The organism is Campylobacter sp. 110, from assembly GCF_002383965.1.
GTDB classification, from domain to species: domain Bacteria; phylum Campylobacterota; class Campylobacteria; order Campylobacterales; family Campylobacteraceae; genus Campylobacter_D; species Campylobacter_D coli.
This window is the reverse complement of record NZ_NXBD01000015.1, coordinates 1-13,183: the sequence shown is the minus strand read 5'-3', so window position 1 is coordinate 13,183 and position 13,183 is coordinate 1. Positions and strand designations below refer to the sequence as shown.

General features: G+C 29.3%; 11 protein-coding genes. 3 read left to right on the top strand and 8 right to left on the bottom strand.

The features are described from left to right. Positions 1-8: 8 nt before the first annotated feature. Genes BGS43_RS00635 through BGS43_RS00605 form a run of 7 tightly spaced genes read right to left on the bottom strand, consistent with a single transcriptional unit; the run spans position 9 to position 8,765 of the window. The gene (locus BGS43_RS00635) at positions 9-2,153 is read right to left on the bottom strand and encodes an STT3 domain-containing protein (protein ID WP_052784983.1); all 2,145 of its coding nucleotides are present in this window, start codon (positions 2,151-2,153) and stop codon (positions 9-11) included. A gap of 3 nt (positions 2,154-2,156) precedes the next feature. Continuing rightward, positions 2,157-3,254 carry an N-acetylgalactosamine-N,N'-diacetylbacillosaminyl-diphospho-undecaprenol 4-alpha-N-acetylgalactosaminyltransferase gene (gene pglJ / locus BGS43_RS00630; protein ID WP_002777212.1) on the bottom strand — a complete coding sequence of 366 codons (1,098 nt, stop codon included), beginning with the start codon at positions 3,252-3,254 and terminating at the stop codon, positions 2,157-2,159. After that, positions 3,242-4,171 (bottom strand): GalNAc(5)-diNAcBac-PP-undecaprenol beta-1,3-glucosyltransferase, encoded by a 930-nt coding sequence (gene pglI, locus BGS43_RS00625; protein ID WP_096568426.1) that lies wholly within the window; start codon positions 4,169-4,171, stop codon positions 3,242-3,244. Before pglI ends, pglJ begins: the two co-directional genes overlap by 13 nt. Next, positions 4,164-5,240 (bottom strand): GalNAc-alpha-(1->4)-GalNAc-alpha-(1->3)-diNAcBac-PP-undecaprenol alpha-1,4-N-acetyl-D-galactosaminyltransferase, encoded by a 1,077-nt coding sequence (pglH, locus tag BGS43_RS00620; protein ID WP_044600885.1) that lies wholly within the window; start codon positions 5,238-5,240, stop codon positions 4,164-4,166. The genes pglI and pglH overlap by 8 nt, the downstream gene beginning before the upstream one ends. After that, positions 5,237-6,937, bottom strand: coding sequence for a BC-type lipopolysaccharide transporter PglK (gene pglK / locus BGS43_RS00615; protein WP_096568538.1), 1,701 nt, complete (start codon positions 6,935-6,937; stop codon positions 5,237-5,239). Before pglK ends, pglH begins: the two co-directional genes overlap by 4 nt. Then, the gene (gene galE, locus BGS43_RS00610; RefSeq protein WP_025399072.1) at positions 6,931-7,917 is read right to left on the bottom strand and encodes a UDP-glucose 4-epimerase GalE; all 987 of its coding nucleotides are present in this window, start codon (positions 7,915-7,917) and stop codon (positions 6,931-6,933) included. Before galE ends, pglK begins: the two co-directional genes overlap by 7 nt. 56 nt (positions 7,918-7,973) lie before the next feature. Continuing rightward, positions 7,974-8,765, bottom strand: a complete 792-nt coding sequence (locus tag BGS43_RS00605; protein ID WP_025443299.1) for a 3'-5' exonuclease — start codon at positions 8,763-8,765, stop codon at positions 7,974-7,976. Between the two features lie 64 nt (positions 8,766-8,829). Between BGS43_RS00605 and waaC the strand changes: the two genes are divergently transcribed. From waaC to BGS43_RS00590, 3 genes are read left to right on the top strand one after another with little or no spacing between them, the layout of a single operon-like run. Next, the gene (waaC, locus tag BGS43_RS00600; protein ID WP_025399074.1) at positions 8,830-9,858 is read left to right on the top strand and encodes a lipopolysaccharide heptosyltransferase I; all 1,029 of its coding nucleotides are present in this window, start codon (positions 8,830-8,832) and stop codon (positions 9,856-9,858) included. Then, positions 9,848-10,735 carry a lipid A biosynthesis lauroyl acyltransferase HtrB gene (gene htrB, locus BGS43_RS00595; protein WP_044600711.1) on the top strand — a complete coding sequence of 296 codons (888 nt, stop codon included), beginning with the start codon at positions 9,848-9,850 and terminating at the stop codon, positions 10,733-10,735. The genes waaC and htrB overlap by 11 nt, the downstream gene beginning before the upstream one ends. Next, the gene (locus BGS43_RS00590; RefSeq protein WP_096568423.1) at positions 10,732-12,282 is read left to right on the top strand and encodes a glycosyltransferase family 2 protein; all 1,551 of its coding nucleotides are present in this window, start codon (positions 10,732-10,734) and stop codon (positions 12,280-12,282) included. The genes htrB and BGS43_RS00590 overlap by 4 nt, the downstream gene beginning before the upstream one ends. Here BGS43_RS00590 and BGS43_RS00585 read toward each other — a convergent pair. Continuing rightward, entirely contained in the window at positions 12,251-13,138 is an 888-nt protein-coding gene (locus tag BGS43_RS00585) for a glycosyltransferase family 2 protein (RefSeq protein WP_096568419.1), read from the bottom strand. The genes BGS43_RS00590 and BGS43_RS00585 overlap by 32 nt on opposite strands. Positions 13,139-13,183 lie beyond the last annotated feature (45 nt).

Here is a 13,183-nt window from a genome sequence, read left to right as displayed (position 1 = left end):
AAAAACCTTTAAAATTTGAGTTTAAAAACTTTTGCATCTCTAGCATTAATCACTAAATCATACAAATTTTTATCATAATTTCCAAGAAAAAACATTTGCACATAAGCACTATTAAACATGGTTTTATCCATTAAAATAAACTGAGCATAAGGTATGGTGCTATCTTTAAGATAAAAAATATAAAATTGAGCCGTATCATCAATAGGAGTGATTTTATATTCACCTTGTTTGATAGAATTAATCTCTATGATACTATTTACAGATATAGTACTATTATTTATTTTAAAACTTCTAAAATCATCACTTAATACAATACCATTGCTAAGATAAATTTCTCCATTTTTAACATCAAGTGGATAAGCTGCACTAAAAGTAAAAGGTTTATTTATCTCACCTGTCCCCAAATCCACAAAAGAAAAACTAGCCACAGTTGAAAAAATCAAAGACATTCTAGCTGGCATATAGATATACACATCGCGTGTTTTTGGTGTATTGATTTTAAAATCAGGCTTGGAAAGCAAAGCTAAAAACAAATCCACATTATTTTGATTATAATCTTTCATCATAGCTTGTAAAAGATCATTTTTTAAAATATCATTTAAAGGGGCGTAAAAACTTTTTTCTGTGTATTCTACACTAAGTCTTGCCATATTTGCAGCAGCCACTTGATCTTTACTTAGAACAAAAGATGGGAAAAAATTATCCTTGCCTAAATGCTTACCCCCATCAGCCAAAGTTTTAACATCGCTGTAATACCTAATAGGATATCCATAATCCCACCAAGCTACTACATAATCTTCTCTTTGTGCAATTTTTTTAAGCTCATCTAATTTCGTAGCCTCATTTTGAGAAAAAACAGTTGGTGCTTTATAATTGTTGATATGATAGAACATAGGAATTAAACTTAAAAAAGTAAAAATAAAAACGCCTATATTGGCCCACCAATAGGTATTATTGTTTTTTTGTTTTCTTTCTTGCAAAAGACTCATTAAAAAACCAAATCCAAGTGCTAAAACAGGTACTGCATAAATAGTAAAACGAAGTCCACTCTTAAGTGCTAAAAATCCTAAAGCTAACATCGGCAAAGCTAAAATCATACTTTTATGTTTTCTAACAAGGAAAATAAAGCCGATTAAAGATACAAAAAATACAAGCTCGCTTCCGCTAATCCTTTGCATAAAAATACTTAAATCTATACTTTCTACCTCTTGTATGGTTTGATTTACATTAAAATACATAAAACCTTGAGCCAAATTTGCACTCTCATCACTTCTAAAAATATAAAATTTAAGTTGATAGAGTATAGGATCAATTCCACCGCTTAGTATCAAAAATACCAAAGTTGCCAAACCTAAAATTCCAAGCAAAGCAAAGCTAAAACGCTTATTTTGCAAAACAAAAAGACTAAAAAGTATGACAATGATGGCGCTTTGATAAAACCAAGCTATATTTGAAAGCGTGATAGAGGCTAGGATAATAGCCATATAAAGCGTTTTTTCTTTTATATGAAAAACCAAGGTATAAATAAAGAAAAGTCCTAGTAAAGCAACATTTAAAGTATAGCTTGATGGATACCACCAAAGATAAATTCCTACAAACAAAGGCAGTGCTATTAAAGATAATAAATCTTTTTTCAAAATCAGCCTTATCATAAAGAAAACTATCATCATTGCAAGAACTATAACAAGCATATCAGTATCATAATATCCGCTCATCGTGCGATTATAATAGCTATTAGCTATACTGGCTAGCAATGCTGCAACAAACCCCATTAAAGGGCGTTTGTATTCATTAGCAATCAAAATCAAAGGTATAACCACCAAAGAAGATAAAAAAGTACTGATATATATAAAAATGCTTTCTAAAGAAAAAGGAGTTATTTTATAAAACCAATATGTGAGCGTTGAAAGCGAAGAACCATAATAACTCAAATCATTAGGTTGATGAAAACCCGCTATCATATCTCTTGCACCCTCTGCAAAAGCATATCCATCATTTGAGATAATCATAAGCTCGTTATTGAAAAAATATTCATTAAACTCACTTGCCCAAAAAATCCAATAAAACCTACATAAAACACTAAAGACATACGCTAAAATTATAAAAGCCAATAAAATAAAAGTTGGGTTTTTAAAGTATTCTTTTTTTAACATATCTTATCCTAATAAATATTTTAAAGCATTGCGTGCGATTTTTGCTTTATCAAAATCAAGAGCCCTATCCTTGGCCTTTTTCTTATAAGCTTTTCTTAAATTTTCATCCTCGAGCATTGTTTTTAAGCCCATAAACATAGAATTTTCATTATTTACTTCTACTAAAAGTCCAAATTCATCATCTCCAAAAAGCTCTCTTGCACCACTTCTATGATCAGTGCAAACCACCGCACAGCCACAAGCTAGACTTTCGATTAAAACATTTGAAAAACCCTCAAACACAGAAGCAAAAGCAAAAAATTCACACTTAGACATATATTTGTAAGGATTATTATCAAAGCCCAAAAGCAAAACTTTATCTTCTAAATTCAAGTCTTTAATCAAAGCCAAAAGCTCATCTTTTAGCACTCCCTCGCCTAAAATCACAAGCTTTAAATCTGTTTTTAATCTCGCATAAGCACGGATAAGCAAGGCATGATTTTTACCCTCATCAAGCCTTCCCACGCTTAAAATAAATTTATCCTTTAAGCTTATATCTTCAAGTGCTTTTTGTTCTATTTTTTCCAAATCTATAGCATTGTATAAAATTTCACATTTTGCTTTGTCAATTTTAAAATTACACAATAAATCTTCTAAATTTCCCTTAGAATTAGGCAAAATCAAATCAGCCCTTGGGTAAAGCAAAGTAATCAAAAGTTTATTGGCTAAAGAATTGAAATTGTTTTTAGCATACATCACGCTTGGAGTGGTACATTCGTTGATTACAAGGCGAGTTTTGTTGCCAAATATTTTTGCCATCAATGCAATATAATTAGGCCTATTTAAAAAAACAAATTCTGTATCGATATTTAATTTTTGGCAAAGTTTTTTATATTTTAAAGCTAAAAAAGGAAGTTTTAAAAATTTTAAAATAGGATTTTCACTAGGTTTTGAACGCTCTAAAAAATGGATTTTGCATTCAGAAATTTCATAAGAAATTTTATCATTCATTAAAATCAAATGCACTTCAAATTTCAAACTTAAAATCGGAAGTAAAGTTGCCACTACTCTTTCAGCACCCCCACTTCCTAAAGAATAAATAAAAATCGCTAATTTTTGCATAAAGCCACCCGAATTTTTGATAGTTTTTCAATCATTTTACTTGGAATTATACTTAAAGTAAGTAATATCAAAGCAGGAGCATTGATTTTAATGCTCAAACTTTTAAACAAACAATGATAAAGTGCTTTATAATTTGCACTTAATTTTGCATAATACGCTCCCATTTTATAATAACTCGCACAAGTTTTTCTATAATCATCATCCCCAGAAGCTTTTAACTCATTTTCTAAAATTTTCGCAAGCTCTAAATACCCCAAATGCACCCTATGAGCATTTTTACTCGCTCCTAGCGTGACACTATCTTTTCTAAAAACACGATAAATTCTAAAAGCTTTATGGATATAAAAACTTTTTTCTTCGTATAAATTCACCCAAAGCGTAGCTTCGTTGCCATAAAATTCCTCGTTAAAACGCTTATTTTTAAGCAAAGAAGCCTTAAAAACAGAAAAAAATTCCCCACTAAAACGCTGCATTAAAAAATCTTTCTTAGAAATTTCATCCTCTTTTTGCAAACCTTTACCGCTAAACTCATCACTTAAAATTCCTTCTTTTTCTATAAGGCAATTTCCAAAAACATGAGAATAACCCTCATCTACTTTTTGCATTAAAACACCCAAAGCATAGGGTAAAAGCTCATCATCATCATCTAAAAAGGTTATAAATTCACCACTTGCTTTATCCAAGCCATTATTTTTATTGCCATTTGGACCCTGTTTGTAATTTTGATTTAAAAAATACTTAATGCGATCATCATCTTTTTGTAAATTTTGCACTACACTTTTAGTATCATCGCTAGAATTATCATCACTTACAATAATTTCTAAATCTTTAAAATCTTGATTTTGTATGCTTTTAATAGCCTTTTCTAACAAAACTTGACGATTAAAAGTTGGTACTATAACAGAAAGTTTAGGCATTTTTAACCTCAGCTATAAGCTTAAGCCATTCTTCTTTGATATGAGAAATTTCAAAGTCTTTACACCTTTGTTTGGCATTATTTACAAGTTCTTTTCTAAAATTTTCATCATTTAAAACAAGTTCAAGTTTTTTAGCAAGTGCTATTTCATCATCACAACCTATCAAAAGCCCATCATGATTATCTTTAATTAAATCCTTAGCACCATTATAATAAGAACTTGAAATTCTACAAACCTCAAAATACAAACTTTCAATTAAAACCGTTGGCAAACCCTCTACAAAAGAACAAAGACAAAGCACTTTTGCTTTTTCATAAAGAGTCTTGACATTTTCAACTCGTCCTAAAAAATCAACTTTTATTCCTAAAGATTTTACCTTGTATTCAAGTTCTTGCCTTAACTCTCCATCTCCTGCTATAACAAATTTATAATTTTCTTGCAAATTTTTATCCAAATGCGCTATAGCTTTTAAAAACATTACAGGGTTTTTGTTGTGATCTAAACGCCCTATAAAAAGAACCAAATTTTCCTTTTCAAAACTAGAATCAAAAGGAATTTCATCACTAAAATGACAAGGATTTAATAAAAGCCTAACCCTTTTTACAAATCTTTCATAATACACCTTATCACTGCTTCCAAGCACACTTAAAGCATCACAAAAAGGATAGCTTACCCTTCTTAAAAAACGCCAAATTTTAGGTTTTAAATACGCTTCATTGCTATGCTCAGTTATAATGAGTGGAGTTTTAAACCCTATTTTCGCAGCAATACAAGCAATATTAGTCGTATCCAAAAAAGAAATAAAAACATCAGCCTTACTTTCTTTCAAAGCCTTTCTTAAAGCAAAAAATTTCTTAAAACGACTTGCGATTTTATGATAAAGCGTATCAAATCTAAATTGTTCTAAACTTGTAACTTTAACTTCATTTTCAAGCTTATAAAAAGATTCTCCTGCATGAAATTTGATGATACTTACTTCATGCTCTTTGCAAAGTGCATTAGCTAAGGTTACTAAAACACGCTCAGCGCCTCCTGAATTTAAAGTGGCTATGATAAAAGTTATTTTCACTTTTTATCCTTCTTAAAAAGTTTGCCATGTTCTAAACGATAGATGCTATTACAACGCGTGATGGTTGAAAGACGATGCGCGATAATAATCATGGTTTTGTCTTTAGAAATCTTATAAATTTCATCCATAATCCTTGCTTCGCTTTCAGTATCAAGCGCAGAAGTAGCCTCATCAAGAACTAAAATTTCAGGCTCTAAATATAAAGCTCTTGCTATAGCTATGCGTTGTTTTTGTCCCCCGCTTAAATTACTCCCCCCATCACCCACTTTTGTTTGCACTCCTTGGGGTAAATTTTTCACAAAATGTTCTAAATTAGCTTGCTTAATCACCCTTTGAAGTTTTTCTTCATCTACTTCATCTCCAAAGCTGATATTTTTAGCAATGCTGTCATTAAAAAGATAGATATTTTGCGGGATATAGCCTATTTTTTGGCGATAATTTTTTGTATTATTTGCATTTAATTCTTGCTCATCAATTAAAATTTGCCCTTCTTTTGGTTTTAAAAGTCCTATGATAAGATCTACTAAGGTACTTTTTCCGCAACCACTCTCCCCTATAAAAGCGATTTTTTCGCCTTTTTTAATGTTTAAGTTAAGATTTTTAAATAAATATTTTTTTCCCTCATAACCAAAGCTAAGGTTGCAAATTTTAAGCTCTTGATTAAAGCTTAATTTTTCCTCGCCCAAATTTTCTTCTTCTTGTCTTAAATTTTGATAAATAATATCCAAAGAAGAATGATAATAAAGCAAATCATGATAACTTGTAATAATACGATTTGCACTTGGCATTAAGCGATAAAGTGCTAAAACAAAAATAGAAATCGTGGATAAAATACCTGAAATATCACTTTCATTTTTCAACACCAAAAATACCACGATAAAAACAAGTACACAAAAACCTATTCCTTCAAGATAAATTCTAGGCACCGCAGCTACGCTTTCGTTGGTAATATTTGCTTTAGAAAAAGCTTCACTTTGCGCTTTAAAAAGACTTAATACTCCATCTTCTTTGGTTTTAAGCTTAATAAATTTGAAATTATTTAAATTTGTATTTAAAATTTCAAAGAAATTTTTCATCGCTTCTTCGCGTCTTACTCCTGCTTTTTTAATGATAGGGCTTAAAATTTTCACTAAAATAAAGGCATTTAACACCATAAAAATACTTAAAAATAAAGTGATTTTATAATTAATCAAAAGCATTAAAGCATAAAGCAAAAGCACTACAAAAATTTCACTCATCAAAAGCAAAAATGATGAAATCATAGTACTTAGATTATAAACTTCTCCTGTAATAGACTTTAAAATTTCAGATTGATTTTTTTGAGTAAATTTTTCATAATTAATATTTAAAAATTTAGAAAAAACCTTATAAGCGATCGCATGATAACGCCCTTTAGAAAATCTTGCCAAAAGATGAAAATAATACGCATTTAACAAAGCTCTAAACACATAAAAAACAATAAGCCCCACTCCAAAATAAACAATGATTTCAAAAACAGGGATATTAAGATATTCTTTTAGGCTGATTAAATATTTATTACGATCAAAATAAGAAAAATCACTAGCCAAAGTGATAAAAGGCATTACTAAAGAAATTGCAAAAGTTTCTACAAAAGAAACAAATATTGAAAAAACAAGCAAGAAAAATAAAAAAATTTTATCTTCCTTACTTAAAATAAAAAAAAGTTTTTTTAGCACTGTTTTTCCCAATCAAAAGCAGATTTACAAATAAGCTCCAAATCATCAAATTTAGGCTGCCAAGAAGTAAGATTTCTAATCCTGCTTGCATCAGAAATTAAAACCGAAGGATCGCCCGCGCGGCGTGGGGCAAGCTCGACTTTAAAATCCACCCCACTTACTCTTTTCATCGCTTCAATCACTTCTTTTACACTAAAACCATGCCCATAACCTACATTAAAAACATTACTTTCATTCTCTTGTAAATAATCCAAAGCCGCTAAATGCGCACTTGAAATATCATCTACATGGATAAAATCTCTTATGCAAGTACCATCTTTTGTATCATAATCATCGCCAAATATGAAAAGTTTATCACGTTTTCCTGCGGCACATTCAGCTGCAACTTTTATAAGCAAAGTCGCTTTTGGATAGCGTTGTCCTAAAGTATAATCCATACAAGCGCCTGCAACATTAAAATATCTTAAAATACAATGCTTAAATTCAGGATTTGCCATACTTGCATCACGCAAAACCTCTTCACTCATAAGCTTACTACGCCCATAAGGATTAATAGGCGCTAAAGGACTTGTTTCGCTCACAACAGGAGTTTGTGGTTCGCCATAAGTGGCTGCCGTTGAAGAAAATATAAATTTATTTACTCCAGTTTGCAAACAAGTTTCGATGAGATTTGTCGTATTAACAGTGTTGTTCATATAATATTTTAAAGGATTTTGCATACTTTCAAAAACTTCAATGCTTGCTGCAAAATGCACAATAGCGTCAAATTTTTCTCTCTCAAACAATGCTTTTACGCCTTGAAAATCACTTAAATCTTGTTCGAAAAATTTAAAAGCTCTTATTTTTTGCAAATCTTCTATTGCGATTTTAGAACCCTTAGAAAGATTATCTAAAACACAAATTTCATGATCTGTTTTTAAAAATTGTCTTAAAGTATGAGAGCCGATGTAACCTGCACCACCGCTAATAAGAATTTTCATTTTTTACCTCGATGATTTAAAATTAAAAATCAATTTTAATATATTTATTTTAACGATTAAATTTTCATCTTAGAAATTTCATTTTCACAAGCTTTACAAAAAATTTCCACATAGGCACGATTTGCTTTTTTTGCTTTTAAAAATTCACTCATAGAATTTAAAAAATAAGCATAATCCTCATCGCTTACATTACCCTTGATCAATTCGTATTTTAAAAAAAGCATATAGGTGTTTAAAACATCACTTTCACAATATTCGTGAATTTTTTCAATCTTATCTTCATAATAAAGCTTCATCACCTCATCGCCATGCACATCGTATTTACCTGGTAAATCTGCCATAGCACAAATCGTATCAAGCTTTAAACCCCTTGTCGAACCAAAACTTTCAAACAAATCACAATGTTTTAATTCTGAAAATCTAGTTTTATAATTATTCCACTTATCACTTTGTGTATCAAGATAATTAGCCGCTTTGATATTGTATTTTAAAGCCCTTAAAACAAGTAAAGGCATATCATAATTTTTACCATTAAAACTGACTAATTTCGGCTCGTATTTTTCAATGAAAGCAAAAAAATTATGGATCATTTCTTTTTCATTTTCTCCATCGATTTTATTTACTTTTATAAATTTTCCATAATGATCGCTAATAACTGCGCAAATGCTTACGATCTTATGATAAGGCAAGGGTAAAAACTCACTTCCGCTTTGCTCTTTTTGCCACTCTAGCGCTTTTAAGCTTACTTCTAAATCTTCTCCTTCAAAAGCCAAAGTTTTGCGAATTAAATCCGTATCTGGGATGCTTTCACAATCAAAAATGCAAATATAACCTTCATTTTTCATCATTTTTAACCTTTTTTCAAATAATTTTGCTAAAATCATAGCAAAAATTTAAAAATTTTAGGTTTTAATGAAAATAGCAATCATTCGTTTATCAGCCCTTGGGGATATTATCCAAAGTGCTGTGGTTTTACAATTTATCAAAAAATTTAAAAAAGATATAGAAATTCATTGGTTTGTGGATGAAAAATTTGAAGGCATACTCAAAAATCATCCTCTAATCGATAAACTTTATGCTTTGCCTCTAAAGGACAAAAAAATCATTCAAAGTTTAAAAATACTTTTAGAGGCTAGAAAAAATAATTATAATGCGGTTATGGATCTTCAAGGGCTTGTAAAATCGGCTATTGTAAGTAGAATTTTAAGTAGAAATAATTTTGGTTTTGATAAAAACAGCCTTAAAGAAAGCTTTGCGCATAATTTTTACAATCAAAAATTAAACATAGATTATAATGAAAATGTTTTTGTAAGATATCTGGGTCTAACTTCTTTCATGCTGAATAAGTATTTTGATCCTAAAGATCTAGCTTTTAAAGAAGATGTTTTTAGCGTGGATGAAAAATTAAAACAACTCTTAAGCGAAAAAATGCAACTTACAAAAAATAAAAAAAACATACTCATCCATGTGGGTTCAAGTGAAGAAAATAAAATCTATCCTAAAACCAAGCTTGCACTACTTTGCAAACTCATCATCAAAGAATTTCCTGAAATAAAAATTTTCTTAGGCTGGGGCAATCTTAAAGAATATGAATTTGCTAAAGAAGTCATAGAGCTAGGTGCTATAAGTCAAGACAATATAGAAATAGCTCCTAAATTTAGTCTTGAAGAATTGATAGTTTTTACAAAATCCATGGATTTAATCATAGGAAATGATAGCGGCCCAACGCATCTAGCCTTTGCTTTAAATAGGCCTTCTATAACCATCTTTGGCGCAACGCCAAGCTACCGTAATGCTTTTAAAACTCATATCAATAAAATCATTGATACAGGTAAAAAAATTCAAAATGCCAAGCATATCGATAAAAGTGATTTTTGTATCACGCGTATAGAAGAAGAAGATATCTTCAAACTTGCCAAAGGCTTACTTAATGAAAAATAGCGATAGAATATATCTTAGTCTTTATTATATTTTGAAATTTTTTATTACTTTTATGCCTGAGTGTATCTTGCATTTTTTAGCTTTGATTGTAGCAAGAATCACTTTTCATCTTAACAAAAAACACCGCAAAATCATCGATACAAATTTGCAAATCTGTTTTCCTCAATACACTCAAAAAGAACGCGATAAATTGTCTTTAAAAATTTATGAAAACTTTGCTCAATTTGGGATTGATTGTTTGCAAAATCAAAACACCACTAAAGAAAAAATTCTCAATAAAGTAAATTTTATCAATGAAAATTTTCTTATAGATGCTCTAGCTTTAAATCGTCCTATTATCTTCACAACTGCACACTATGGAAACTGGGAAATTTTAAGCCTTGCTTATGCGGCTAAATATGGTGCGATTTCCATAGTGGGAAAAAAGTTAAAAAGTGAAATTATGTATGAAATTTTAAGCCAAAGTCGTACTCAATTTGACATAGAGCTTATTGACAAAAAAGGCGGTATAAGACAAATGCTAAGTGCCCTAAAAAAAGGGCGAGCTTTGGGAATTTTAACTGATCAAGACTGCGTAGAAAAAGAAAGCGTAAGATTAAAATTTTTTAACAAAGAAGTGAATTATCAAATGGGAGCAAGCCTTATCGCACAAAGAAGCAATGCTTTGATCATCCCTGTTTATGCCTATAAAGAAGATGGTAAATTTTGCATAGAGTTTTTTAAAGCAAAAGATTCTCAAAATGCAAGCTTAGAAGAACTGACACTTTATCAAGCACAAAGTTGCGAAGAAATGATTAAAAAAAGACCTTGGGAATACTTTTTTTTTCATAGACGCTTTGCTAGTTATGATAAGGAAATTTACAAGGATGCAAAATGAATCTAAAGCAAATAAGCGTTATTATCATCATAAAAAATGCAGAGCAAACCTTGCTTGAGTGCTTAAATTCTTTAAAAGATTTTGATGAAATTATTTTACTTAACAATGAAAGTAGTGATAATACCCTAAATATAGCTAATGAATTTAAAAAAGATTTTGCTAATTTGCACATTTATCACAGTGCTTTTATAGGCTTTGGAGCCTTAAAAAACCTTGCTTTAAGTTATGCAAAAAATGATTGGATTTTAAGCATTGATGCTGATGAAGTGCTTGAAAATGAGTGTATTAACGAACTTAAAAACTTAGAATTTAAAAAAGAAGATATCATCGCACTTGGTCGTAAAAATCTCTATAAAGGCGAATGGATAAAAGCATGTGGCTGGTGGCCTGATTATGTTTTAAGAATTTTTAATAAAAATTTCACTCGTTTTAATGATAATTTAGTACACGAAAGCCTTGTTTTACCAAGTAATGTTAAAAAAATTCATCTTAAAAATGGATTAAGGCATTATGCTTTTAGAGATATTTCTCACTTAATTGATAAAATGCAGTATTACTCAAGCCTTTGGGCAAAACAAAATATACACAAAAAAAGTGGTGTTTTAAAAGCAAATTTAAGAGCTTTTTGGACTTTTTTTAGAAATTATTTTTTAAAAAATGGCTTTTTGTATGGTTATGAAGGCTTTACCATCAGCGTTTGCAATGCCTTAGGGACTTTTTTTAAATATATGAAATTATATGAACTTCAAAAGCAAAAGCCAAAAACTTGTGCTTTAATAATAACAACCTATAATCAAAAAGAACGCCTTAAATTAGTGCTTGATAGTGTTAAAAATCTAACCTTTTTACCCAATGAAGTTTTAATCGCAGATGATGGTAGCAAAGAAGATACAGCAAGGCTTATTGAAAAATATCAAAAAAATTTTCCTTGCTCTTTAAAACACATTTGGCAAGAAGATGAAGGGTTTAGGCTTAGTAAAAGTCGCAACGGAGCAATTAAAAATTCCTTGAGTGAATATATTATAGTTATTGATGGTGATATGATTTTGGAAAAAAATTTCATAAAAGAACATTTAGAATTTGCACAAAGAAGACTTTTTTTACAAGGTTCAAGAGTAATTTTAAATGAAAAAGAAAGCGAAGAAATTTTAAACAAAGATGATTATCGCATAGTTTTTAATAAAAAAGATTTTAAAAGTTCTAAAAATTCTTTTTTAGCTAAAATACTTTACATTTTTTCAAAAAAAGATGAAAAAATCTTTAAAAAAACCACACTTATTAAAGGTATTAGGGGTTGCAATATGAGTTTTTTTAAAGCTGATTTTGATGAACTTGATGGTTTTAATGAAAATTTTATTGGTTGGGGTAGAGAAGATAGTGAATTTGTGGCTAGATTTTTATTTAATAAAGGTATTTTTAGACGCTTAAAATTTAAAGCTATTGCTTATCATATTTATCACGAAGAAAATAGCAAAAAAATGCTTGAAAGCAATCATCAAATTTATTTAGATACCATCAAAAATAAAAAAATTTCTTGGAGAAATTAAGTTTTAAAAATAGCATTTTCAATTTATACATTTTTTTTAGTAATTTATATTTAAAATAATTTATTTTTTTATTATTAAATAAAAATTTTAAAATATCAATTTGCAAATAAATCAAAACATATGACTTTAAATTTTCTTTAAGAATTTTATTTTCTTTTATATATTTTAAAATATAAAAATAATCATCCAAACATTCCTGAATTTTCTCTTTATTTTTTTGTCGCTTAGTAATCGAAAAAGAATTATCTACATAATTATACAAATGCAAATCAACTTGCAAGTATTCATCATCTTTTAAATTGTTTATCAAGAAAAAAACCGCAAGCATATCTTCGGCTACAAGGAGTTTTTTATCTATCAAAAAAAGTTCTTCTAGGGATTTTAAATAAAAATCCTTTTTTACAAACAGAGTCCAGATATTCCAATAAATTCCTTTAAATTCTTTTAAATTTTTAAGTGTATCTTTAAATACTGATTTTAATTTAATTCCATTACTAATCTGAGTAAAAGAAAATTGGCATATTTTATAAGTATTTATTAAAAGTATTAATTTTTCACAAGCCTCAAGCTCTAAAAAATCATCAGGATCTAAAAACATCAAATACTCACCATTTGAATGTTTAACACCATTATTTCTTGCTGCAAAAGTACCCAAATTTTCTTCATTGTGAATTATTTTTATTCTTTCATCTTTTTTGGCATATTCTTTAGCTATATCTATACTTTTATCACTCCCACAATCATCCACTACAATTATTTCTATATCTTTAAAACTTTGATTGATACAACTTTCTAAAGCTTTGGCTATATATTTTTCTACATTAAAAGTTGGCAAGATGATTGAAATTTTAGGCATTGTTTTTCTTAAAAATCTTTTTTGGGTGGCGAAAATATAATCTTA

What these genes read in the sequence shown, in the direction of transcription:
- htrB (WP_044600711.1), top strand. Translation starts at nt 9,848, where the DNA reads ATGAAAAATAGCGATAGAATATATCTTAGTCTTTATTATATTTTGAAA.
- pglJ (WP_002777212.1), bottom strand. Translation starts at nt 3,254, where the DNA reads ATGCAAAAATTAGCGATTTTTATTTATTCTTTAGGAAGTGGGGGTGCT.
- pglI (WP_096568426.1), bottom strand. Translation starts at nt 4,171, where the DNA reads ATGCCTAAACTTTCTGTTATAGTACCAACTTTTAATCGTCAAGTTTTG.
- galE (WP_025399072.1), bottom strand. Translation starts at nt 7,917, where the DNA reads ATGAAAATTCTTATTAGCGGTGGTGCAGGTTACATCGGCTCTCATACT.
- BGS43_RS00590 (WP_096568423.1), top strand. Translation starts at nt 10,732, where the DNA reads ATGAATCTAAAGCAAATAAGCGTTATTATCATCATAAAAAATGCAGAG.
- BGS43_RS00585 (WP_096568419.1), bottom strand. Translation starts at nt 13,138, where the DNA reads ATGCCTAAAATTTCAATCATCTTGCCAACTTTTAATGTAGAAAAATAT.
- waaC (WP_025399074.1), top strand. Translation starts at nt 8,830, where the DNA reads ATGAAAATAGCAATCATTCGTTTATCAGCCCTTGGGGATATTATCCAA.
- BGS43_RS00605 (WP_025443299.1), bottom strand. Translation starts at nt 8,765, where the DNA reads ATGATGAAAAATGAAGGTTATATTTGCATTTTTGATTGTGAAAGCATC.
- BGS43_RS00635 (WP_052784983.1), bottom strand. Translation starts at nt 2,153, where the DNA reads ATGTTAAAAAAAGAATACTTTAAAAACCCAACTTTTATTTTATTGGCT.